The sequence below is a fragment of the Pseudomonas sp. TWRC1-2 genome (assembly GCF_049896685.1).
GTDB lineage: Bacteria > Pseudomonadota > Gammaproteobacteria > Pseudomonadales > Pseudomonadaceae > Aquipseudomonas.
On the sequence record NZ_JAFCUU010000002.1, the window covers coordinates 796,393 to 821,259 of the forward strand.

At 61.7% G+C, this 24,867-nt stretch carries 17 protein-coding genes and 1 riboswitch; of the genes, 3 read left to right on the top strand and 14 right to left on the bottom strand.

Features of this window, described 5'->3' with window-relative positions; all coding sequences use genetic code 11:
* The first annotated feature begins 39 nt into the window (after positions 1–39).
* A riboswitch (FMN riboswitch) is annotated at positions 40–209 on the top strand.
* A gap of 113 nt (positions 210–322) precedes the next feature.
* Complete coding sequence (locus ACP7B3_RS08165; RefSeq protein WP_145159367.1) at positions 323–829, top strand: 6,7-dimethyl-8-ribityllumazine synthase; 507 nt, start codon at positions 323–325, stop codon at positions 827–829.
* A 147-nt stretch (positions 830–976) separates the two neighbouring features.
* Positions 977–2,500 (top strand): M91 family zinc metallopeptidase, encoded by a 1,524-nt coding sequence (locus ACP7B3_RS08170; RefSeq protein WP_426178599.1) that lies wholly within the window; start codon positions 977–979, stop codon positions 2,498–2,500.
* Here ACP7B3_RS08170 and astE read toward each other — a convergent pair.
* The 7 genes from astE to ACP7B3_RS08205 form a co-directional block, all read right to left on the bottom strand.
* Positions 2,497–3,501, bottom strand: coding sequence for a succinylglutamate desuccinylase (astE, locus tag ACP7B3_RS08175; protein ID WP_369301482.1), 1,005 nt, complete (start codon positions 3,499–3,501; stop codon positions 2,497–2,499). The genes ACP7B3_RS08170 and astE overlap by 4 nt on opposite strands.
* Positions 3,502–3,512: 11 nt before the next feature.
* Complete coding sequence (locus ACP7B3_RS08180; RefSeq protein ID WP_003214319.1) at positions 3,513–3,803, bottom strand: hypothetical protein; 291 nt, start codon at positions 3,801–3,803, stop codon at positions 3,513–3,515.
* Between the two features lie 37 nt (positions 3,804–3,840).
* Positions 3,841–5,187, bottom strand: a complete 1,347-nt coding sequence (gene astB, locus ACP7B3_RS08185; protein WP_145159371.1) for an N-succinylarginine dihydrolase — start codon at positions 5,185–5,187, stop codon at positions 3,841–3,843.
* A gap of 191 nt (positions 5,188–5,378) precedes the next feature.
* Positions 5,379–6,848 (bottom strand): succinylglutamate-semialdehyde dehydrogenase, encoded by a 1,470-nt coding sequence (gene astD / locus ACP7B3_RS08190; RefSeq protein WP_426178650.1) that lies wholly within the window; start codon positions 6,846–6,848, stop codon positions 5,379–5,381.
* Positions 6,845–7,870, bottom strand: a complete 1,026-nt coding sequence (astA, locus tag ACP7B3_RS08195) for an arginine N-succinyltransferase (protein WP_003193612.1) — start codon at positions 7,868–7,870, stop codon at positions 6,845–6,847. Before astA ends, astD begins: the two co-directional genes overlap by 4 nt.
* Before the next feature lie 51 nt (positions 7,871–7,921).
* Positions 7,922–8,941, bottom strand: coding sequence for an arginine/ornithine succinyltransferase subunit alpha (gene aruF, locus ACP7B3_RS08200; RefSeq protein ID WP_106576116.1), 1,020 nt, complete (start codon positions 8,939–8,941; stop codon positions 7,922–7,924).
* 202 nt (positions 8,942–9,143) lie between these two features.
* Positions 9,144–10,364, bottom strand: coding sequence for an aspartate aminotransferase family protein (locus ACP7B3_RS08205; RefSeq protein ID WP_145159375.1), 1,221 nt, complete (start codon positions 10,362–10,364; stop codon positions 9,144–9,146).
* Between the two features lie 286 nt (positions 10,365–10,650).
* On the opposite strand from ACP7B3_RS08205, the gene ACP7B3_RS08210 reads away from it, so the two are divergent.
* Positions 10,651–16,575: a dermonecrotic toxin domain-containing protein gene (locus ACP7B3_RS08210; protein WP_426178600.1), complete on the top strand. Its 5,925-nt coding sequence runs from the start codon at positions 10,651–10,653 to the stop codon at positions 16,573–16,575.
* Between the two features lie 6 nt (positions 16,576–16,581).
* Here ACP7B3_RS08210 and argR read toward each other — a convergent pair whose 3' ends face one another.
* From argR to acs, 7 genes are all read right to left on the bottom strand, one after another.
* Positions 16,582–17,562, bottom strand: coding sequence for a transcriptional regulator ArgR (argR, locus tag ACP7B3_RS08215; protein ID WP_106576113.1), 981 nt, complete (start codon positions 17,560–17,562; stop codon positions 16,582–16,584).
* Positions 17,563–17,806: 244 nt separating this feature from the next.
* Positions 17,807–18,571, bottom strand: a complete 765-nt coding sequence (locus ACP7B3_RS08220) for an ABC transporter ATP-binding protein (RefSeq protein ID WP_003214336.1) — start codon at positions 18,569–18,571, stop codon at positions 17,807–17,809.
* Positions 18,572–18,598: 27 nt separating this feature from the next.
* Positions 18,599–19,711, bottom strand: coding sequence for a succinylglutamate desuccinylase/aspartoacylase family protein (locus ACP7B3_RS08225; protein ID WP_369301486.1), 1,113 nt, complete (start codon positions 19,709–19,711; stop codon positions 18,599–18,601).
* Between the two features lies 1 nt (position 19,712).
* Positions 19,713–20,411: an ABC transporter permease gene (locus tag ACP7B3_RS08230; RefSeq protein WP_106576111.1), complete on the bottom strand. Its 699-nt coding sequence runs from the start codon at positions 20,409–20,411 to the stop codon at positions 19,713–19,715.
* The gene (locus tag ACP7B3_RS08235) at positions 20,408–21,097 is read right to left on the bottom strand and encodes an ABC transporter permease (RefSeq protein WP_032886746.1); all 690 of its coding nucleotides are present in this window, start codon (positions 21,095–21,097) and stop codon (positions 20,408–20,410) included. The genes ACP7B3_RS08230 and ACP7B3_RS08235 overlap by 4 nt, the downstream gene beginning before the upstream one ends.
* Positions 21,098–21,188: 91 nt before the next feature.
* Positions 21,189–21,974: an ABC transporter substrate-binding protein gene (locus ACP7B3_RS08240; protein WP_106576110.1), complete on the bottom strand. Its 786-nt coding sequence runs from the start codon at positions 21,972–21,974 to the stop codon at positions 21,189–21,191.
* 695 nt (positions 21,975–22,669) lie between these two features.
* Positions 22,670–24,625 (bottom strand): acetate--CoA ligase, encoded by a 1,956-nt coding sequence (gene acs, locus ACP7B3_RS08245; RefSeq protein WP_056861684.1) that lies wholly within the window; start codon positions 24,623–24,625, stop codon positions 22,670–22,672.
* Positions 24,626–24,867 lie beyond the last annotated feature (242 nt).

Below are 24,867 nucleotides of genomic sequence, written 5' to 3' on the forward strand. Positions count from 1 at the left end.
AACCATGTTAAAAACTCTCCGCCGCCAGGGTTCTGGCGGCAACGTTCTCAGGGCGGGGTGTAATTCCCCACCGGCGGTAATTGCACGCAATGTGCATAGCCCGCGAGCGCTTGGCGCCTCGAACTGCTCACGCAGGACGGCGACAAGGTCAGCAGACCCGGTGTGATCCCGGGGCCGACGGTCATAGTCCGGATGAAGAGAGAACGGGATTGGCACCTAAGGGCCGCGCGCTGGGTTCATGCTTGCATGAGGCAGTGGTTCGTACCCTTAAATCCCATTCGATTCATAACGCCCTGTTTTTTTCTTAAACAGGAGTCAGAACATGCAACCCACCGCAATCGACAGCAAAATCAAGAACCATCACGGCGAGCGCGTCGCGTTTATCCAGGCCTGCTGGCACAAGGATATTGTCGACCAATCGCGTAAAGGCTTCCTTGCCGAAATGATCGCCCAGGGCTACCAGGAATCGGACATCGATTTCTTCGAAGTCGGCGGCGCCTTTGAACTGCCCCTGCACGCCAAGCTGCTGGCCAAGACCGGCCGCTACGCCGGCATCGTCGCGGCCGCACTGGTGGTGGACGGCGGCATCTACCGTCACGAATTCGTCGCCCAGTCGGTAGTCAGTGGCCTGATGCAAGTGCAGCTGGAAACCGAAGTGCCGGTGTTCTCGGTGTCCCTGACTCCGCACCACTTCCACGCGGGCAGCGAACACCACACCTTCTTCTACGAGCACTTCGTACACAAGGGCCAGGAAGCCGCGCGCACCTGCGCCGACACCTTGCACAAAGTGCGTGCAATCCGTCGCAGCGAGCAGAAACTGGCGGTATAAATCGCCCCTGAAAACGCCCCGCCCACCCTGGTGAGCGGGGCGTTTTTCGTTCAAGCATCTACCACCGCGCCATGACGTATCTGCGGTCTAGTGAGCCACACGCCGGGCCACCGCCGGCCTTGTCACCTGACCCGGAGCCATCACGCCATGCACCGTCCTCTGTTTGTACCCGACACCCCCAGCGCCATTCACACCGTGCACGGGGGAAGCCTTTCGCCCACCGACGCAGAAAAAACCGCCAACCTGGGCGGTGCCCCGTTGCGTGCGCAGGTCTATCGGGACACGGCCGTTCGGGTCGAACGATTCAGGCTGCAGACCCGCCAGGATAAGGCGCCGCGCAGGGATACCCTGAGGTTTGCATTCACCGCCGATCAAAGCGAACTCTGGCTCGGCGCAGCGGGCGATCACCTGCACCTGTACGTAGGCACGGCGCTCTATCAGATAACGCCGTCTTCGCCGAGGCAAATCATCGAGCTGGTCACCGGCCATGGCGCCGACTGCATCCATGTCGATGACAGCCTCCAGAACCCCGTCAGCATTAACGCAGGCGCTGGCGACGACTACCTGCGCGTCGGCGGCCGTCACTCAACAATCCTGTCCGGCGAGGGCGATGACACGCTACGGATCAGCGCCGAGGACTGCACCGTCGACAGCGGCCCCGGCAACGACAGCACGCAGGTCATCGGCGCCGGCACCGCGCGTATCTATGCGGGTGACGGCGCCGACAGCATTCACGGCGGCGCCGGGCTCAACTTTATCGATGGCGGGCCGGGCGACGACGTGATTGTTGGAGGCAGCGGCCATCACCTGCTCAGCGGCGGCGACGGCAATGACACGATCAAGGCTGGCAGCGCCACTAACGTCATCTATCCGGGTAAAGGCCATGACCATGTCAGCAAGCTCAAGGCGACAGACCGGGTATACAGCCTGCCCGGCGACACCCTGGTCGCCATGACCAACGACGAACGCTACGCGTGGTTGCTTGAAAAACTCGCCAGCCTGCCAACCGCGTCGCTCGAACAGGTCATGGCGGTGCTGTTCCCCACCGACAGCGACACGCTCCACCAGACGCTCGTGGCGTCCGGCGAGGCCGGTAAAACGGGTCTGTCGATTGGGGGAAACAGACAGTTTGCTGCGCGCGTCGAATCCGACCTCAGCGTGCTGCGCGTTTCGCCCAACGGGCAAAAACTGCTCCACGCACTGGATATTGCGGCGCAACACAGTGGGCAACCCGTCAGCATTGAACCGGGTGACGAAAACAACGCCAGGTTCACGCCCTCCACCGACAGCGACACGCTGATGATCCGCGACGGCCAGCCCGGCACGCCGGCCTACGGCGGGCGGATCGAGTACAACCCCTTTTTCAGCCCACCGGGCTCGCTGCCGATCATCGGGCTCTATCACGAGCTGTGTCACGCCTATAACGCCGTCACCGGTACCGTGGCGCCCGGCACCACCGATGAAACTGACGGAGGCAAAACCGTTGCGATCAAAAACGTGGAGCGGCAAGCCGTGGGCCTGCCCATCGATCTGGCGCCTTTTGACTTCGATCTGAACCCCGACACCCCGCCCACGCGGATCAACCCCGAGGCTTTTACGGAAAATGCGCTGCGCAAGGAGTTCGGATTGCCGACACGCGATGCGTACCTAGCGAAGCCTCAAGGGGACTAAACCAGCGCTGCGTCCGAGGTGGGCACAATCAGAATGCCGGCGCGCAAACCATTCTTCACTTTCGGGTTCGGGAAGATGATGCGTGCGCCCTCCTCCTCGATCACCCAGCGGGTCTTGGCCACGTCTTCGGCCAGCAGATAGCCCTTGGCCAACGGCGAGAAGTTTTCCACGTCCGCCGGCAAATGCAGCAGGAAGGCATCACTGTGCTTGATCACTTCACGCGATACCGCAAACAGTTGCAGGCCATCCAGGCTGTCGGTGGCCGGTTCGCTGCCTTCGATGATCTGCGTCAGGCGCCTCTCCAGGCGGGAAACATCCACGCCCTGGTTCTGGCCGAACGGCCGCGCCTTGCCCAGCTCCAGAGTAAACGCCTCGGCGTTCAGTTGCTCATAGGTGAACGCGGTGAAGGTGATCGACGTCTTGTTCTGCAGCAGCACCGCTTGCATGCCGGCAGCACACAGGCGCGCCAGCTCGTGCCGCGAATGCTGGCGACCTTCCTTCCACGGGTACAGCGCGAACTGCTCGATCTTCGAACCGCGAATGGCCGTGTGCAGGTCGTAATGCAGGCGCGAGCGCTCAGGCAGGCTGAAGAACGTGCGGGCCAGTTGCTCAAGCTCAGCGGCGCGCATGGCCTCAGGGCCAATGTTTTGTTCGTGGCGGCCATTGAACAGCCGGTTGACGTCCAGCTCGAGGTAACGCTCGCCGCGGCGCATGGCCTCGGGGTTACCGAACAGGAACAGAATACGGGTGCGGGGTTTGATTTCCCCACGGGCAATGCCATGCAACAGGCGGTCGAGCAGTTCGATCGGCGCGGTTTCGTTGCCATGGATGCCAGACGACAGCAGCAGGTCGCTACCGTTGTCCAGCGCTTGCGGCGGGCGCACTTCGAGCGCGCCCTCGCTGAGCCAGCGCATCTGCACGCCGTCGACAGTCAGTTGAATTTTTTGCGCCGGTTCGCGACCGGCGAGGGTCAGTTCAAGCAATTTGCCGAGGGCGAGCATAAGCAGCTTCCTTAGTGGTTGCAGCCAGGGCCGTGAACGTGATCGTCGTCATCACCTTCAACGTCGGCCGGTTCCATTTCCAGTTGCAGGCTCATCAGGTTGGTGGCCAATGGGCGCATCAGCAGGTTGGCGTACTCAGCGTCGCCTTCTTCCACGTCCACACCAATCAGCAGCTGGCCACGGCCGTCGTGCTGGATCCAGATTTCCTTGCCCTGCCAGACCACGGCGACGCGGGTGCAGGAGGTTTCCAGCTGGGTGCCGTCGGTGTCTTCAAGAATCAGTTTCAGGGTGTCGGTGGTCATAAAGAGTTCTCAGCCATAGGGTGTAAAAAAAGTGGCGCTAGTTGATCTGGAAAGGATAAACCGAGCCCAGTTTAAGGATTTGCGTCAGTTCATCCAGTGCCGTCCGGCACTCAAGCAGCAATTGCGGATCAGCCAGGTCGGTTTCACGCAGGCTGTCGCGGTAGTGCTTGTCGACCCACTGGGTCAGCGTGTCGTACAACGGCGCGGTCATGATAACCCCTGGGTTCACCGCCGCCAGCTCAGTTTCATTCAACGCCACGCGCAAGCGCAGGCACGCCGGGCCACCGCCGTTCTGCATGCTTTGCTTGAGGTCAAACACCTTCACTTCACGGATCAGCCCGCCGGAGGCCGTCAGGCCTTGCAGGTATTGCCAGACGCGTTCGTTGGCGCGGCATTCTTCCGGCACGATCAGCAGCATCGAACCGTCGGCGCGGGTCAGCAACTGGCTGTTGAACAAGTAGGACCGTACGGCGTCCTCGACGCTGACCAGGGCGCGCGGCACGCACACGGACTGGAAGTTGCCGCCCAGTTTGCCCAACTTGCCTTGCAGCTCGGCGAGCATCTGTTCGGTATTGAGGAACGCGTCCTCGTGGTAGAACAGCACCTCGCCGTTGCCCACCGCGATCACGTCGTTGTGGAACACGCCGGCATCGATCACAGACGGGTTCTGCTGAGCGTAGACCACGCCGTCATCCTTCAAGCCGTGCAGGCGCGCGACGGCCTGGGAGGCTTCGAGGGTCTGGCGCGCCGGGTATTTCTGCGGCGCGGGGTAACGGGTATCGAACGCGCTGCGGCCAAACACGAAGAACTCGACGCCGGCCTCGCCATAGTCACGGCAGAAGCGCGTGTGGTTGGCCGCGCCTTCGTCGCCGAACTGCGCCACCGCCGGCAACGCGGCGTGGTGGGCAAAGTGCTTTTGGTCGGCGAACATCGCACCCAGCACGCGGCTGGTGGTCGGGTGTTCGATGCTGCGATGGTATTTGCAGTTGAGGTTGGCGGCCGTGAAATGCACGCGGCCGTCCGCCGTGTCGGCGCTCGGGCTGACAGTGGCGGCGTTGGCCACCCACATGCTGGAGGCCGAGCAACTGGCAACCAGCAGCGGCATGGCGTGCTTGGCCGCCTGCTGAATCACCTGAGCGTCGGTGCCGCTGAAACCAAGGTTGCGCAACGCGGCCACGTCAGGACGTTCCTGCGGCGCCAGCACGCCTTGCACAAAGCCCATGTCCATCAAGGCTTTCATTTTCTGCAGCCCCTGCAACGCCGCAACCTTGGGGTTCGAAGACTGCTGGCTGTTGCTCTGGGACGCGACGTTGCCGTAGGACAAACCGCCGTAGTTATGGGTCGGCCCCACGAGACCGTCAAAATTGACTTCACAGGATTTCATCGGCGAGGCTCCACGAACATCTGTTTTTATAGGCATCAATAGCAGTCTTCACACCACCGCTACTCTCTATCTGTAAACCCGATCAACTGTGGGAGCTGGCTTGCCTGCGATGGCAGCGGCGCGGTTTGACTAAAGGACCGAGTTGCCCGCATCGCAGGCAAGCCAGCTCCCCCACAAGCCCGCTCCCACCTTTAGATCAGCGTAATACCTGGGGTCAACGTTGCCGGGACCACCAGGCTCGGCGTTTCCAAAGACGCCACCGGGTACGCGCAATAATCCGCCGCGTAATAGGCGCTGGCGCGATGGTTGCCCGACGCCCCTACCCCACCGAACGGCGCGGTGCTGGCAGCGCCGGTCAACTGCTTGTTCCAGTTGACGATGCCGGCGCGGCTTTCCAGCCAGAACTGTTGGTAGCGTGACTCGGAGTCCGACAACAAGCCTGCGGCCAAACCGTACTGGGTGTTGTTGGCCTCAGTGATCGCCGCGGCAAAATCAGCGTAGCGGATCACCTGCAGCAGCGGGCCGAACAGCTCTTCATCTTCGCGCTCGGTCACGCCGGTCACGTCGATAATGCCAGGCGTCAGCAACGCGGCCTGATCCTGCGGCTGGGTCATTTCCAACAGCGCCACGGCGCCATTGGCCAGCATCAACGCCTGGGCGTCCATCAAGGCTTTGGCCGCGCCGAGAGAAATCACCGAGCCCATGAACGGCGCTGGCTGCTGATCAAACGCACCCACTTCAATCGTCGCGCTGACCGCCACCAGGCGCGCCAGCAACGCATCGCCCCAGGCACCTTCGGGCACCAGCAAGCGGCGCGCGCAGGTGCAACGCTGACCGGCCGAGATAAACGCCGACTGAATAATGGTGTAGACCGCCGCATCCACGTCGGCCACTTCGTCGACCACCAGCGGGTTGTTGCCGCCCATTTCCAGGGCGAGGATCTTGTCCGGGCGCCCGGAAAACTGCTCGTGCAGATGATTGCCGGTGCGGCTGGAACCGGTGAAGAACAACCCGTCGATACCGGGGTTGGCCGCCAACGCGATACCGGTTTCCCGCGCGCCTTGCAGCAGGTTCAACACGCCCGCCGGCAAGCCGGCGTCGATCCAGCATTGCACGGTCAGCTCGGCGACTTTGGGGGTCAGCTCGCTCGGTTTGAACAGCACGGTATTGCCCGCCAGCAACGCCGGGACGATATGCCCGTTCGGCAAATGGCCAGGGAAATTGTAAGGGCCGAACACCGCCACCACGCCGTGCGGCTTGTGGCGCAACACGGCCGTGGCGTCGCCCAGTGGGCCGCTCTTCTCGCCGGTACGTTCACGGTAACTTTGCACCGAGATGGCAATCTTGTTGGCCATGCTGGTGACTTCGGTGGCCGATTCCCACAACGGTTTGCCGGTTTCTTCGCCGATGCAACGGGCGATTTCATCGGCGCGGCTTTTCAGCGTGGCGGCAAAGGTTTCCAGCACGCTGATGCGTTCTTCCAGCGGGCACCGGGCCCAGCCTGGAAACGCCTGACGCGCGGCCTGCACGGCGGATTCGACCTGTTCGACGCTGGCGCCATTGCCGGCCCACAGCACCTGCTGCGTCACCGGGTTGCGCGACTCGAACAGTTCACCCTGGCCCGCCAACCAGCTACCTGCGATATACAGCGAATTCATTATTTCGACTCCCGAGCAGCAGACAACGCAACAGCGCGCACTTGATCACCCACCACCAGTTGCAGGCGTTTGGCGGTCTGTGGATCGACCACCAGCGTGCCTGCCGCCAAACGGGCCGGAGCGGCCGTGATGCGGCACTCCTCGCGCTTGCGGTTATGAATCAGGAACGGCGTGGCGTCGTCCCCTGGGGTGCCGATGGCCAACACCAGTGACTGGCTGTCGCGCACCGCACGGATTTTGCTGGTCTCACACTCCACCGCCGGGCCGGCGTCGAAGATATCGACATAGCCCTGGTAGCTGAAGCCTTCGCTCTTGAGCATGCTCAGCGCCGGTTCGGTGTCCGGGTGAACCTTGCCGATGACATTGCGCGCGTCTTCGGAGAGGAAGCAGCTGTACAGCGGAAATTTCGGCATCAGCTCGGCGATAAACGCCTTGTTGCCCACGCCGGTCAGGTAATCGGCCTGGCTGAATTCCATCTTGAAAAAGTGCCGGCCCAGGCTTTCCCAGAACGGCGAGCGCCCGGCGTCGTTGGACACGCCGCGCATCTCGGCAATGATCTTGTTGCCAAACAGCTGCGGGAATTCAGCGATAAACAGCATGCGCGCCTTGGCCAGCATGCGGCCGTTGAGGCCGTTGCGGTAATCAGCGTGCAGGAACAACGAGCACAATTCGGAATTGCCGGTGAGGTCGTTGGCCAAAAACAGCGTCGGAATCTCGCGGTAGATGTTCAGTTCCTGGGAGGCGCTGACGGTCAGGCCGACCCGGAAGTTGTACCACGGCTCACGCAGGCCGACGGCGCCGGCAATGGCGGAAATACCCACCACGCGGCCTTCGTCGTTTTCCAGCACAAACAGGTAGTCGGCATCGCCGCGCCCGGCTTCGCCGCGAAAGGTTTTTTCCGCCCAGCCAACCCGATGAGTCAGGCGCTCTTCGTTGGCCGGCAAGGTGGTAAGGCCGGTGCCGGTGCTGCGCGCCAGATCAATCAGGGCCGGTAAATCGCTGCTGCGTACGGGACGAACGATCATGCTATCTCCTCAGACGGGCCGCCTGCTCCAGGCCACCCGCAAAACTCTGCTTTAAACAGCGACCAGGCGCACGCTGGCACCTTCGCCGACACCCAGGGCTTCGGCCGCGGCCAGGTCCAGGGTCACCGGTTTGCCGGGCGCGTAGTCCAGCTCCAGCATCACCGCACGGTAATCCTGCAACTGCGCGTTGCTCACCAAGTATTGGCGGCCGGCCCCCTTGACCATTTCGCCGATCTTCACCGGCACCACGCGGCTCTGGGCAATCGAGCGAATGCCCGAAACCCGCGCGTGCAGCGTCGGGCCACCGTCGAAGATGTCGATGTAATGATCGGTCTCGAAGCCTTCACGCATCAGGATGTCGAAGGTGATCTGCGCACGCGGGTGCACCTGGCCCATGGCTTCCTGAGCTTCGTCGGGCAGCAGCGGCACGTAGATCGGGTAATGCGGCATCAGCTCGGCGAGGAAGGTGCGGCTTTTGAGCCCGCACAGGCGCTCGGCGGCGGCGTAGTTGAGGTCGAAGAAGTTGCGACCAATGGCGTCCCAGAACGGCGAATCACCGTTCTCGTCGCTGTAGCCGACAATCTCGGTCACCACCGAGTCGGCAAAGCGCTCGGGGTGGCTGGCGACGAACAACAGCCGGCCACGGGAATTGAGTTCCGACCACGGCGAACCGACCAACGCAGGCTTCACGTAGAAACTGGTGAGCAGGCTGTTGCCGGTCAGGTCGTGGCACTGGGAAAGCACGTGGATCTTGTTGTGGATCTTCAGCTCGCGGGACGCGTGCACGAAGGTTTCGTTACGGAAGCTGTAGAACGGCTCCGAGTAACCGGCCGACGCTACGATGGCCGAACAGCCGGCCAGCTCGCCGGTCTCGGTGTCTTCAAGCACGAAAAAATAGCTTTCTTCGCCGTTGAAACTGACCTCGGCCGCGAAGGACGCTTCGCTGGCGGCGATCTTGTCGCTCAGGCGTTCCACATCATCCGGCAAGGAGGTGACACCAATCGGGCTGTCCGCAGCCAGACGCTGTACCTCGCCCAGATCAGCCATTTGCGCGGGGCGCATCACCAGCATGGTGTCACTCCTTAACTCGAAAAACTCATAGAGGGAAAAATGCCGGACACGGGATCTGAGTTCACACAGATCCAATGTGGGAGGGGGCTTGCCCCCCGATAGCAGTCTGTCAGTTGATAAATCCAGTGACTGATCCACCGCTATCGGGGGCAAGCCCCCTCCCACATTTTTGACCCAGTCCAGCCAGCAAAATGTGTCGCTATCAGGCTTGCGTCAGCGTCTTCACGGCGCGTTCAAAACGGTCCAGACCTTCCTGGATGTCCGCATCTTCCACCACCAGGCTCGGGGCGAAACGCACCACGTCGGGACCGGCTTGCAGGATCATCAGGTTTTCTTTTTCAGCCGCGTTGAACACGTCCTTGGCCTTGCCCTTGAACGCGTCGCTGAGCACGCAACCAATCAGCAGGCCCATGCCGCGCACTTCGGTGAAGATGCCGTATTTCTCGCCGATCTGTTGCAGGCGCGCCTTGAACAGCTCGTGCTTGGCATTCACGCCAGCCAGCACTTGCGGGGTGTTGATCACGTCGATGACCGCTTCCGCCACCGCGCACGCCAGCGGGTTGCCGCCGTACGTGGTGCCGTGGGTGCCGACCACCAGGTGCTTGGCCAGGTCTTCGCGGGTGAGCATGGCTGCAATCGGGAAACCGCCGCCCAGGCTCTTGGCGCTGGTGAGGATGTCCGGCGTCACGCCGTAATGCTGGTAGGCGAACAGGTGGCCGCTGCGGCCCATGCCGGTTTGCACTTCGTCGAACACCAGCAGCGCGTTGTTCGCATCGCACAGCTCGCGGGCGCCTTGCAGGTACGCCAGCTCAGCCGGCAATACGCCGCCTTCGCCCTGGACCGGTTCGAGCACCACGGCGCAGGTCTTGTCCGACACGGCGGCTTTCAGCGCTTCCAGGTCGTTGTAAGGCACGTGGGTGATGCCGGTGATTTTAGGCCCGAAGCCGTCGGAGTACTTCGACTGGCCACCGACGTTGACGGTGAACAGGGTACGGCCGTGGAAGCTGTTCAGCGCGGCGATGATCTCGTACTTCTCGGTACCGAAACGGTCGAACGCCACACGGCGGGCCAGCTTGAACGCGGCCTCGTTGGCTTCGGCGCCGGAGTTGCAGAAGAACACGCGCTCGGCAAAGGTGGCATCGATCAGCTTATGCGCCAGGCGCAGGGCCGGCTCATTGGTGAAGACGTTGGAAACGTGCCACAGCTTGTTGGCTTGTTCGGTCAGTGCACCGACCAGTGCCGGGTGGGCGTGGCCCAATACGTTAACCGCGATGCCGCCGGCAAAGTCGATCAGCTCGCGACCGGCCTGGTCCCAGACGCGCGAACCCGCGCCACGCACAGGGATAAATGCGGCAGGTGCGTAGTTGGGAACCATGACCTGGTCGAAATCGGCACGTTGCACCGGGGCTTGCTCAACGGACATCGGAGTCTCCTGAAGAGGAACGCCTGCCTGGAACTGGCGGGCGATGCAGGGATTGTAAGGACAGTTTTCAGTGCGGCCTTGCCGCCAAGCGACAACTTCTTATAGCGCCAACCCGCGTTTTCAGCGGGTTTACGCCAATGCGACAAATAGCATCGCAATGGCGCAGTTTAAACCGTGGGCTCGCCCAACGGCACCGATTTACGGCTCGCGCTTAATTATCTAACACGGATCGGCGACGGCGAACTGTTCTGCTGAGGGCATCATTTTATCCTCAGGAAGCTTTGCAATGAGCCAGCAACCCAGCGTGCCCGCCTTCGACCGGCTGATTCCGGCGCGCGACGTTCATCATGAAACGCTCAAAAACGCGATCCCCGACTGGCTGGGCAACGCGTCGGCCGCGCGTCGCAACGCCCTTAAAACCAGCGCCCCGGCGTGGTACGCCCAGCCCTCAGCCAAGCAGGACGCGGTGCTCAAAGGCCTGATCCGTGAGGCCTGGATCAGCCAGAACCGGCTCGACAAGGCCATGGACGCACTCAAGTCACCCGCCGACTTCGCCGCGCCCGTGCTGCAACAGGCGCTCAAGCAGCGTTTCGGTGTGGAGTGCGATGTGCGCAGCACCTACCTGCGCCTATCTGTACCGGCGACCATCCCCTGGTTCCCGGTGCGCTCCGGCGCAGCGCGGATCAGGACCGTGTCGCTGCTGGACGCCGCCCTGCATAACTTTGAAGCTGGCGAAACCACTGTCGACGCCTACGAGCCACCGTCCGGCTTTATCACCCGGCCCACCGCCACCGGGCATTTCGAAACCCTGCCCGACATAGACACCCGTATCAGCGTGCCGGCCTTTACACGCCTGTGTCGCGAACTGGACCTTGGCGGCCAATACAGCGCCTACCTCGAGCACTTCCTGGACCTCAACAACCCCGTCGCCGCTGCCTACCTGCAACACCGCTTCGACGCCAGCCAGATTGCCAACCTGAGACTCGCCCTGCACGTGGCGCGCCTGCAGGGCGATCTGTCGCAAGCCAGCTCGCAGCGCCTGCAACAATTGCTGAGCAACCCGGCGGACTGCAACGCACTGCGCTGTCACGCCCTGAGCATCCTGTCCAGCCCGCTGACAGGCATTGTGCTGTTTACCTCCGCGAACCTTGAGCGGGCCAATCACGTGGTGCCCGTCATTGCCTATATTCCGCACGACCCGCAACACCCGCTCAAGGAGTTCCCCTCCAGCGTGCAGTTCATGCAGGCCCTGACCGCCGACCTGCGCCAGCCTGCGTACCAGCAATTTTTCAGCCGTTTCGTGAACCACGACGAGCGCGGGCATTTTTTCGCCGACCTCGGCCAGCGCCTGTCCCGCGTCACCTGGCATGCGCACACCCGCGGCGACCCGCGCCCTGCCTGGCGTGATACGCCGGTGGACAAGCCTGAGCTGCAGTTTGCCGTCACACCGATCAGCGGCTCGGTGCTCGAACACCTTTACCAGACCACTCTGAGCAAGCTGCTCAATGACGCGCGCGCTCAAGCCGTGTCCACCGCCAGCGCCGACCAGAAAACCCGCTGGGAGCGCTGGAGCCTGTTCGAAAAAATCGGCTCGGCCCTGCTGCAGATTGCCGCGCTGGTCGCCGCGCCGTTTGTACCGCCGGTGGGTTTACTGATGCTGGGTTACACCGCGTATCAGCTGCTGGATGACACGTTCGAGGGCATCGTCGACTGGGCCGAAGGCCTCAAGACCCAGGCGTTCGGGCACCTGATGTCAGTGCTGGAGCAGATGGTCCAACTGGGCATGTTCGCCCTCGGCCCGCCGCTTGCCGAAGGGTTGTTGCGCCAGCACTTGCCCGCAGAACTCTGGCAGTTTTTCGATCGCCTCAAACCCGTCACCTTGCCCGATGGCCAGCACCGGCTATGGCAACCGGACCTTGCGCCTTACGCCCAGGCGGTGACGCTGCCCGAAGGCTCGCGCGCCAACCCGCTCGGCCTGCACACGCATGGCGAGCAAGACATCCTGCCCCTGTCCGGTGCGCATTACGCGCTGGGGCTCGACCCCAGCACCCAGACGCATTACTTCAAGCATCCCACCCGCACCAATGCCTACCGCCCAACGGCATACAGCAATGGCCAAGGCACCTGGGTGAGTGAGCTGGACCGGCCGCTGAGTTGGGACAGCGCCCAGTTGATGCGCCGTCTGGGCCATCAGGCGCAAAGCTTCAGCGACCTGCAACTGGCACAGATTCGCCACGTCAGCGGTGTCGAAGACGCGGCGCTGCGCAAACTCTACATGACCCGCGAACCCCTGCCACCGCTGCTGGCCGACACCTTTGAGCGCTTCAAAATCGACCAGGACCTGCAAACCTTCATCGACCAAATGAACAGTGATGACCCCCGTGTCCAGGCGTTGGCCGATGCCCAGACCCAACTGCTGCTCTTGACCAACTACGGGCTGTGGCCCACCACCAGAACCCTGCGCCTGATCGACAGCCGGGGACGCACGCACTGGGAAATCCCAGGCGCGCCAGACGCCAGCGTCACCCAGATTCATGAGCGCCAACTGAACAATGGCGACCTGCTTCAGACCCTTATCGAAGCGCTGGACGAACCGCAGAGAAGGACGTTGCTTGGGGAAGCGTTCGGCGATCCCACAACCTCGCTACAAGCACGTACGCATGTTCTCAGGAAAAAACTTGCCCACCTGGCAAGGGAAAAACGCTGGGCGCTGTTCGAGTCAGCGTATCGCGCCCTGCAGCGTACCGACGATGCGCAGTTGAGCGCGCTTGTCGACGCGTCGCCGGGCTTGCCGGTGAGCGCCGCTGAAGCCCTGCGTGCCATCGCCAGCCCTGAGGAGCTGCGCGCCCTCGATCAAGGCCGGGTACCACGGCGCCTGATCGAGTTGGCGCATGAAGCCCAGCGAGAAATACGCGCCTGCCGCGCCTACGAAGGGCTGTACCTGGACAGCATCGACAACCAGGACACTGACCGCCTGGCCCTGCACTCCCTGCCCGATTTGCCGAACTGGCCCGCGGGGCTGCGCATTAGCGTCAGAAACGACACCGCTGATGGCCCGTTGCGCGATGTGATCGGTGATGAACGCGCCAGCGTTCAGCGCACGCTGGTTTACACCGCCAACGGCGACTACGTGCCCACCGACAGCAGCGGCCCGCTGTTTGGCGAAACCGACTTCTACACCGCCCTGCTCCAGGCGCTGCCCGACCCGGCGCGCGCTGCGTTGGGCATTCATATCGGCCAGGGCCCGGCCCTGCGCCAGGCGCTTGCTCGTCATGCCCTGCACCACTGGCATCTGCGCGAGTTGCTCGCGGACGCCCCCGTCGGCAAACCCGCCTACGACCCAAACACCATGCGCCTGCGCGGTGGTATGCCGGGCTATCGGCCGACGACCATGCCCGGCGCGCAGCACGCGCTGACCGCGCATGAACACGCCCGGCAACTGTTCCCGGCGTTGCCACGCACGCAAATCGACAACATTGTGCGCAGCCTGGAACAAGCGCCCGGCGGGGTCACGACGGCGCTGAGCACGCTGCGCAACGAATACCAGCAACTTGAGCGCGACTTGCAGGCCTGGATCACTGCCACGCCGCGCCTGAGCGCTGACGCCGAGGTGCGCATCAGTCGTCAGGAACTCGCCTATGCCAGGCGCAACCGCACGGCCTGGGCCGATGAACTGCGCCGGGCCTGGCGCCTGGAAACCCCGCTCGATGCGTACTACGAGCCGCCTGCCCCCAATGGCTATCAACTGCACTTGAACTGGCCGATTGCCGGCAATCCTCCCGTGCTGCCCGGGCGTTTCGGTCATATCTCCAGCCTGTCGCTGGAGGGCGAGCAAGGGCCACTGGAGATCGACACGTTCCTGTCGATGTTTCCGTTCCTGCGCCGCCTGACCGTGCGCAACTTCAACCTCGACAGACTGCCCGATGGCGTCCCCGCGATACCCAGCCTCAATGAACTGGTCCTCAGCGATTGCAACATCACCTTGACTGCCCAGACCCGCACCGCGCTTGAAAACATGACCCGGCTCAAAACCCTCGACCTCTTCAACAACCCGCTGGGGCTCATACCCAGTGTCGAGAACATGCCTGGCCTGCACTTTCTCGATCTGAGCAACACCGGTATCACGCAATTGCCTGCCGGGATTTTGCAGCGCCCCCAGCTGGAGACCGCGCTGTTTCGGGACAACCGCATTGCTGAATTGCCCGACGCGCTTTTCGAGCTTCCCGTGGCAACCAGTCATTCGTTCGACTTTTCCGGCAACCCGCTGTCTGGCCAGACCCTTGAGCAGGTCAAAACCTACTTCCAGCGCACCGGCAGTTATTGGGAGGCCAATTCGGCCCCGGTGGACATTGCCAGCGCGAAGATGCTTTACCCAACCTGGAGCAGTGACGAAATCAACCGCCTGATTTTCGGCCTGCCGGGCAACCTGGAAATGGGCAAGATCGAACTGGCGCGGCGGGACCTTGACTACAAGCAGCTGAACCACGAGCTGGACGCCTGGGTGAACAGCCCCGACCTCGGCGAAACCGCCCCTTACCAGCGCGAGGCGTTCAAACAGGCGCTGCTCGCCGGATGGCGTCGGCAACTGAAGCAGGACGACCACAGCAACGACATTTATCCCACCTACGCGCTGGACATCTCTGCCCCCATAAGCGGCAAATTGCCGACACTCAGCAGCCGGTTCACCCACGTGTCGACCCTCAGGCTCCGTGGCGATGCTCAGCCGTTGGACGTGGGAAACTGGCTGGCGAGCTTTTCGGACGTGCAGCACCTGATCATTGAAGACTATGTGCTGGAGGATATTCCCGAGCCGGTTTTCCAACTGCCACAGCTCACGACCCTCAGCCTCGAACGCTGCAACCTGCGACTGTCAGCAAAAACCGTCCAGGCCCTGGAGGCAAAGAGCAACCTGGAACGGCTGAACCTGAGCGATAACCCTCTGGGGCAACTCCCGGACTTTACTTCGATGACCTCACTGGACAGCCTGGGGCTGCGCAACACCGGCCTCACAGAGATTCCGCCGAGCCTGCTCACGCCCCGCGAACGCAACCTCGTAGACCTGAGCCACAACCTGATCACGCAGATCCCCGAACCGCTGCTGCAAAGGCCGGCCCCAGTTACCAGCGCGTTTGATTTATCTGCCAACCCGCTGTCACGAGCGACCCTGGAACGGCTCAAGCGCTATTGCCAAACCCGCGGCGAGCACCTCCAGGTCGATGCGCCCGGCGCCTATAAAGCCCGCATCGCAGCCCTGTATCCGACGTTCACCGCCGCGGAGGTGAATGTGTTCATCTTCAGCTTGCCCGGCGATCTGGATGCGATTGACGGCGCCATCCGTCGTCTGGAAAGCGAATACGAGCGCCTCAGTGCAGACCTCACCCTCTGGGCACTGACCGTACCCGAACGGCACCCCATTCTTGATGTGGCACTGGACGAACAGACGGCGGCCGAGGAGCAAATACAGCGCCTTGCCATCAAGACAACGCTGGAGGAAGGCTGGCGCCGCGAGAGCGAAATCGACGATTTCAATGGCGGGTATGGAGTGACCCATAAGCTGACGTGCCATACGTCGATCTTTGGCGAGCTGCCCACCTTGAGCGCACGGTTCGAACATGTTTCGCATCTGGAGCTCATCGGCGAAGGCACCACCACCAACGTTGAAGGCCTGGTGCGTGCATTCCCTAACCTGAGCACGCTGGCGCTGGACCAATACGCACTGGGCGATATTCCCGACCTGATCTTCAACCTGCCAAGGCTGACCAGCCTGACGTTGACGCAAAGTCGCCTTCGCCTCAGTCCGCGGGCCCGCGCCAAGTTGCGCGACTTGCGTAACCTGGAGTACCTGGACTTGAGTGACAACCCGCTGGGCGGGGCGCCTGAGCTGGACAATATGCCCAGGCTGGAATGCCTCTACCTGCAAAACTGCGGGCTCAGCGAGGTACCGTTCGGGCTGTTTGACCGCCCTTATTTGCGCACCGTGGACCTGAGCGACAACCTGATCACCCAGGTCCCGGACGACATTCTAAGCATGCGCCAGCCGTGGGACGACGAGTCCGACCTCAGCGGCAACCCGCTGTCGGAGGGCAGCCTGGACCACCTTCGGCAGTATTTTCGCCAGACGGGCAATGATCTGCAGGTGGACGCAGCCGGCCTGAACGCCCAGGGCGCGCCCCTGACGCCACCGTCTACACCTGAACCGATGGAGGAATAACAGAGGTCAGCCGCGCTCGGACGGCACCGACGACAACTCGAACGGGCTGCTGCTGCGGCGTTGGTTGCGGTCTTCACGCGGGGTAGCGCCGAAGAAGTTGCGGTAGGCGCTGGAGAAGTGCGGGCCCGAGGAGAAGCCGCACGACAGGCCGATCTGGATGATCGACTTGCTGGTTTGCATGAGCATCTGGCGCGCCTTGTTCAGGCGCAATTCCAGGTAGTACTGGCTGGGAACGCGATTGAGGTATTGCTTGAAGATGCGTTCAAGCTGTCGTCGCGACACGCATACGTGCTGGGCGATTTCGTCGGTGGTCAGCGGCTCTTCGATGTTGGCTTCCATCAGCAACACGGCCTGGGTCAACTTCGGATGGCTGGAGCCCAGGCGGTTCTGCAAAGGAATGCGCTGGCGCTCGCCGCCTTCGCGAATGCGTTCGACCACCAGTTCTTCGGAGACGGCGCCGGCCAGTTCGGCGCCATGGTCACGGGCCAGCACGGCCAGCAACAGGTCGAGTACCGACATGCCGCCGCAGGCGGTCAGGCGATCACGGTCCCAATCGAACAGATGGCTGGTGGCGATGACCTTGGGGAAACGCTCGGCAAAATCGTCCTGCCAGCGCCAGTGCACGGCGGCGCGGTAGCCGTCGAGCAGCCCCAGTTGCGCCAGCGGATACACACCCGCCGACAAGCCACCGATCACGCAACCCGCCCGCACAAGCTGCTTGAGCGCCGCGCTCAGTTGCGAGGCGATGACGGTCGGCGGCTCGTCCGCCAGCAGGAACAGTTTCTGGAAACCCTCGAGCTTGCCGGCCCACGGCTCACCCGGCAATTGCCAGGCGCCTTCGGTGGCAGGCTCGGCGAGCAGGAACGACAACTCGTAGACCACGTCCGGATGCACCCGCTGAGCAACGCGCAAGGCCTCCTCAGCCAGCGCAAGCGTCAGGGCTTTTGTGCTGGGCCAAATCAGGAAACCAATTTTGTGGGCGGTCATGGAGTGCTATCCGAAACGAAGAACGGTAATGAAGACAAGGGCCAATGCTAGCCCGGAAACCAACACAAATCTCAAAACATATGGAGATCCAATGTGGGAGCGGGCTTGCTCGCGAATGCGGTGGGCCAGCTACTCATCTGCTGACTGATCCACCGCTTTCGCGAGCAAGCCCGCTCCCACAGGGGATTGAGCCGATCTCAAGACTGTGAAGCATGCACTAACTCGGTGCACAAAGCAGTCTTGATTATTTCAGGCTGCCGGACAGGAACTGCTGCAACCGCTCAGACTGCGGGTTCACCAGCACTTCACGCGGGTTGCCACGCTCTTCAACGATGCCTTTGTGCAAGAACACCAGCTGGTTCGACACTTCACGGGCAAAGCCCATTTCGTGGGTCACCACCACCATGGTGCGGCCTTCCTGGGCCAGGTCCTGCATGACCTTGAGTACTTCGCCGACCAGTTCCGGGTCGAGCGCCGAGGTCGGTTCGTCGAACAGCATCACCTCAGGCTCCATCGCCAGGGCGCGGGCAATTGCCACACGCTGCTGTTCGCCGCCGGACATGTGGCCTGGGAACGCATCCTTACGATGGCCCACACCGACTTTGGCCAGGTAATGCTCGGCTTTTTCACGCGCGTCTTTTTTCGACATGCCCAGCACGTGCACCGGGGCTTCCATCACGTTTTCAAGCGCGGTCATGTGCGACCACAGGTTGAAATGCTGAAACACCATCGACAGGCGCGAACGCATGCGTTGCAGTTGCTTCGGGTCGGCAGCCTTCATGGCGCCGTCCTTGTTGGCCACCAGTTTCAGCTCTTCGTTGTTGAGCAGAATCTTGCCGGCGTGAGGTTGCTCGAGCAGGTTGATGCAGCGCAAAAAGGTACTTTTGCCTGAACCACTGGAACCGATGATGCTGATCACATCACCGGCCGCGGCGGCCAGGGATACGCCTTTGAGCACTTCATGACTGCCATAGCGTTTATGCAGGTCTTGGACTTCAAGTTTGTACATGCGGTCGGTTCTCACAAAAACAGGTGGTCAGTCGTTGAGCAAGCGCCCGTGACGCAGCGCTTCGCGCCCCGCCACCTTGGCCAGCCAGAAACCCGCTTGGGCATAACGCAGCCGTTCAACGGCAAACAACACCCCGGACGTGCCCGCACACACAATGCTGACGCGGTCGGTCAAGGGATCAATCACTTCAAAAATCGGCTCGCCGGTCTCCACCCGGTCACCGGCTTTACGCAGGTAACTGATTACGCCGGCATGGGGCGCGAACAACAGCTCGGTCCCCTCAAATGGCAGGCCTTCGCACGGCTCATGCTGCGGCGCGGGCCATTCGCCCTTGATCAGGCCTTGTTCGGCCAGGAACGCGAGGATGCCTTCAGCGTGGAAGATCGCCTCGTCGCGGCCGGTGTCGGCCTGGCCGCCCAGCTCCAGCGTCGTCGCCAGGCACGCCAGCGGAATCTGCGCCTCGGGGAACGCCCGGGACAGACGCAACCACGGCAGCGAACAGGCTTCATCGAACGAGCTGCCGCCGGAGTCTTCCGCCAGCAGGCCGACTTTCACATTCAAGTGCGCCGACAGCGAACGCCACTGTGGCCAGTGTTGCGGCAGCGCGTACATATGCAACGCGGCTTCGGCATCGCAATGCAGGTCGAGGACGATATCGGCGGTGCAGGCGTGGCTGAGCAAAACGCGCTGCATGCCTTGCAGCTGGCTGCTCGGCTCGGGCAACGCGCTAAGCGCATCGCTCATTGCCTGGCGGATCATGCGCACATTGGCGTGCGGGTCATCGCCCAGCTTGCCTTGGAGCAACGCGGCGACCGGCTCGCTCAATTCGACGAAATCACGGTTGAAGTTCTTGCCGCTGCCGACTTCGAAACGCCCCTGGTGGCTGCCTTGCAACAGCTGGCCCAGGCCCATCGGGTTGGCCACTGGCACCAGCTCGATCACGCCATTGAGCGCACCTTGCTGTTCCAGTTCGGTGAGGCGTTTTTTCAGTTCCCAGGCGGCGCGCATGCCGGGCAATTCGTCGGCGTGCAGGCTGGCCTGGAGGTAGGCCTTGCGCTCGCCGCTGCCGAAACGAAACACGCTCAGCTGGCGCTCGCAGCCCAGGTGGCCCCAGGGCAACAGGTGATCGATACGTTCCATATCAGTGCTTCCGTGGCGCCAGGTAGCTGAGCCAGCGGCGCTCGGCCAGCTTGAACAGGCGTACCAGGATAAAGGTCAGACACAGGTAGAACACGCCGGCCGTGATATAGGCTTCGAACGGCAAGTAGAACTGGGCGTTCACTGTGCGCGCGGCGCCGGTGATGTCGATCAGGGTGACGATGGACGCCAGGCTCGTGGTCTGCAGCATCATGATCACTTCGTTGCTGTACTGCGGCAGCGCACGGCGCAGGGCCGATGGCAGCAGGATGCGGCGGTACAGCTTGTAACGCGACATGCCCATGGCCTTGGCCGCTTCGATCTCACCGTTCGGCGTGGCCTTGAGGCTACCGGCGATGATCTCGGCGGTGTACGCGCTGGTGTTGATCGCAAAGGCCAGGCACGCGCAGAACGTGGCGCTGGACAGCAGCGGCCACAGGAAGCTTTCGCGCACGGCTTCAAATTGGGCCAGACCGTAGTAGATCAAAAACAGCTGCACCAGCATCGGCGTGCCGCGAATCACGTAGGTGTAGAGCCAAGCCGCACCATTGACGATCGGCTGCTTGGACACGCGCATCAAGCCCAGGGGCAAGGCGGCGAGCAAGCCGAAGAACAGCGAGATGGCGAGCAATTTCAGGGTGGTCACCAAACCGCCGAGGTACAGCGGCATGGCGTCCCAGATGACGTTGTAGTCGAAGATCATAGATCAGCCGCCCTTACGCCTACCGAGTAGCGCTTCTCAAGATAGCGCAGGGCCAGCAACGACACGCTGGTGATCACCAGGTACATCGCCGCCACTGCGAGGAAGAAGGTAAAAGGCTCGCGGGTGGCGTCTGCCGCCTGCTTGGCCTTGAACATCATGTCTTGCAGGCCCACCACCGAAATCAGCGCGGTGGCCTTGGTGAGTACCAGCCAGTTGTTGGTGAAACCAGGGATCGCCAGCCGAATCATCTGCGGCACCATCACCCGGAAAAACACCTGGAAAGAGCTCATGCCATACGCAAGGCCGGCCTCGGCCTGGCCCTTGGGAATGGCCATGAAGGCACCACGGAAGGTTTCCGACAGGTAGGCGCCAAAGATGAAACCCAGGGTGCCGATACCGGCGGCCAAGGGGTTCAAGTCGATATAGTCGTCATAGCCGAGCATCGGCGCGACGCGGTTCAGCAAGTCCTGACCGCCGTAGAAAATCAGCAGGATCAGCACCAGGTCGGGGATCCCGCGGATCACCGTGGAGTACAAGTCACCCAGCCAGGCCAACCAGCGCACCGGCGACAGGCGTAACGCGACCCCGATCAGACCCAGAACAATGGCCAAGGCCATGGACGACAAGGCGAGCTGAAGCGTCAACCATGCGCCATCGAGGATGACGGCCCCGTAGCCTTTCAACATGATTCAGGTCCTCGAAAAGGGGGATGAAAAAATGGCGCAAACCGCAGGAATTCTGTTGCTTGCGCCATTCTGGACAGACAGCTAGGACGAGTTACTTAGGGTCAGCGCCGTAAATATCGAAGTCGAAGTATTTGTCCTGGATTTTCTTGTATTCGCCGTTGGCACGGATCGCTGCGATGGCCGCGTTGATCTTGTCCAGCTCGGCCTTGTCGCCTTTACGTACAGCGATGCCGATGCCGTCGCCGAAGTACTTGGCGTCGGTAAACTGTGGGCCCACGAACGCGTAGCCTTTACCGGCCGGGGTTTTCAGGAAGCCGTCTTGCAGCAGGGTGGCGTCAGCCACGGTGCCGTCGAGGCGACCGGCTTCCACGTCCAGGTAGATTTCGTTCTGCGAGCTGTAAGGCACAACCGTGGCGCCTTTAGGGGCCAGGACTTCCTTGGCGAAACGATCGTGGATCGAACCGCGCTGCACGCCGATTTTCTTGCCTTTCAATTCATCCAGGCTGTCGCTGACCGTGGTGCCTTCCTTCATCACCAGCTGAGCTGGGCTCAGGTAGTAACGGTTGGTGAAGTCCACGGACTTTTTGCGGTCTTCGGTGATGGACATGGACGACAGGATCGCGTCGATCTTGCGCACTTTGAGCGCAGGGATCAGGCCGTCGAATTCTTGCTCGACCCAGACGCACTTGACCTTCATCTCGGCGCACAGGGCATTGCCGATGTCGTAGTCGAAACCGACGATGCTGCCATCCGGCGCCTTCGAGGCAAACGGAGGGTAAGCCGCTTCGATACCAATCTTCAGGGGCTTTTCATCAGCGAAGGCCTGCATCGACAGCACGGACAGCGCCAGGGCGCCCAACAGCACAAGTTTCTTCATCTTGGGACTCCATCGGTAGGGCAAAAAGCAGAATGAGCCGTGGCCCACGATGCGACTTAAGTGAAACCGAATAGCGGTGCTGCGTCCTACCCCGGTTCAGCATGGGAGACGACGAGCGAGTGATCGGCATTCTAACGACAGGCCGGAAGCCGATATTTCCTCAATGCGACAACAATTTACAGAAGCACTGAGAAAGCGGTTCCAGCACATTGACAGCCTCTGAATTTTATGCAGAGACAAAAGATATTAAACCTGTTGATGCTGCAAATTGCGGGCCTATTATTCGCAAACCCTTCTAGCACGGCAAGTCTGGCGTTTAATCTTATTTCAGAGGGTGTCTAAAACGGGGCTTTTCGAGGCACGGGCGTAGCACTTTGCCTCAGGTTTGGGCGTGGGGTTACACATTTGCAGGCCTCGGTAACATTCAGAAACGTCCTACGGGGGAAGTCGATATTTATTGGCTTGGTGGTTATGTCGGTCTGTCAGACCGCCACTTCAGCCAGGTTGAAATACCCTCCAAATGTGGGAGCTGGCTTGCCTGCGATAGCGGTCTGCCTGTTAGCCCGCCTGTGCCTGCCCACCCTCATCGCAGGCAAGCCAGCTCCCACAATGATTCGGTTTCGTCAGTGATAGCCAGTCAACAAAAAAGCCCCACCCAGCTCACGCCGAATGGGGCTTCGTCCCACCAACCCGCCTTACGCGACGTTCATGGTCTTGTGCGTTTCAATCAAATGCGCCACCACACCCGGATCAGCCAAGGTCGAGATATCCCCCAACCCGTCATATTCAGCCGTGGCAATCTTGCGCAGAATCCGCCGCATGATTTTCCCCGAGCGCGTCTTCGGCAAGCCCGGTGCCCACTGGATCACATCCGGCGACGCAATCGGACCGATCTCTTTGCGCACCCAGTTTTTCAGTTCCAGGCGCAGCGCTTCGTTCGGCTCTTCGCCATTTTTGAGCGTGACATACACATAGATGCCCTGCCCCTTGATGTCATGCGGCACGCCCACCACCGCCGCTTCGGCGACTTTCGGGTGTGCAACCATCGCGCTTTCGATCTCGGCAGTGCCCATGCGGTGGCCGGACACGTTCAACACGTCATCCACACGGCCGGTGATCCACCAGTAACCATCCTCATCGCGACGCGCGCCGTCGCCGGTGAAGTACATGCCACGGAAGGTCTTGAAATAGGTGTCGACGAAGCGGTCATGGTCGCCGTACAGCGTACGCGCTTGGCCAGGCCACGAATCGAGGATCACCAGGTTGCCTTCGGCAGCGCCCTCGATGATGTTGCCCAGGTTGTCCACCAACGCCGGCACCACACCAAAGAATGGCCGCGCGGCCGAACCCGGCTTGAGTGCGTGCGCACCCGGCAGCGGGCTCATCAGGGTGGCGCCGGTTTCGGTCTGCCACCAGGTGTCGACGATCGGGCAACGGGACTGGCCGACGTTCTTGTAGTACCAATCCCACGCTTCCGGGTTAATCGGCTCACCGACTGAACCGAGCAGACGCAAGCTGCTGCCGTCCACGCCTTCGCAGGCGGCAGTGCCGGAAGCCATCATCGCGCGGATCGCAGTGGGCGCGGTGTAGAGGATATTGACCTTGTGTTTGTCGACGATCTTGCCGACACGGGTGATGTCCGGGTAGTTCGGCACGCCTTCGAACAGCAATGTGGTCGCGCCATTGGCCAGCGGGCCGTACACGATATAAGTGTGGCCGGTGACCCAGCCGACGTCGGCGGTGCACCAGTAGATTTCGCCCGGGCGGTAGTCAAACACGCGCTCGTGGGTCAGGGCCGCATACAGCAGGTAGCCGCCGGTGGTGTGCTGCACGCCTTTGGGTTTGCCGGTGGAGCCGGAGGTGTAGAGGATGAACAGCGCTTCTTCGGCGCCCATCTCTTTGGGCGCACACACGGTGCCCGCCACTTTCATCAGGTCTTCGTACCAGATGTCGCGATGCTGGTTCCACTTGATGTTGCCATTGGTGCGCTTGCACACGATGACTTTCTGGATGCTGCTGGTTTCCGGATTGGTCAGCGCGTCGTCGACGTTGGCCTTCAGCGGAATTTTCTTACCGGCGCGGATGCCTTCGTCGGCGGTGATGACCACCTTCGACTTACAGTCGATGATGCGACCAGCCAGCGCCTCCGGCGAAAAACCGCCAAACACCACGGAGTGAATCGCACCGATGCGGGTACAGGCCAACATGGCGACCACGGCTTCGGGGATCATCGGCATATAGATAGTCACCACGTCGCCGCGGTGCACATCCTGGCCGCGCAGGGCGTTGGCAAACTTGCAGACTTCTTCATGCAGCTCGCGGTAGGTGATGGTGCGGCTTTCGGAAGGGTCATCGCCTTCCCAGATGATCGCCGCCTGGTCGCCACGCTCGGCGAGGTGACGGTCCAGGCAGTTGTAGGAAACGTTCAGGGTGCCATCGGCGAACCATTTGATGTCGACATGGTGGTCGTCGAAAGAGGTCTGCTTGACCGCGGTGAAAGGCTTGACCCAGTCAAGGCGCTTGGCTTGCTCGCGCCAGAAGCCATCGGGGTTGACCACCGACTGCTGGTACATGGCCTTGTAGGTCGCCTCGTCGGTCAGCGTGTTGGCTGCTACTTCGGGGCGAACGGGGTACAGGGAAGCCGCACTCATCTTTCTTACCTCGGTGACAATAGTTGTTTTTGTATGCCCTGTTGTAGCCGGGGCGCCCCCATAGAACCATTCGACGATGGTAGTAACAAGCCCCTACAAATTGCCCCGCCGTGCCCATTTACGGCTCTGGCCCGCGCCCTGCGCGGCTTTCCGGGTGGATGAAAAAACCTTTATCAGGGGATTGTTACAAAAACCGCCAATAGTGTTTATCAAAAGCACGGGTATATGAATATAACTCGCGG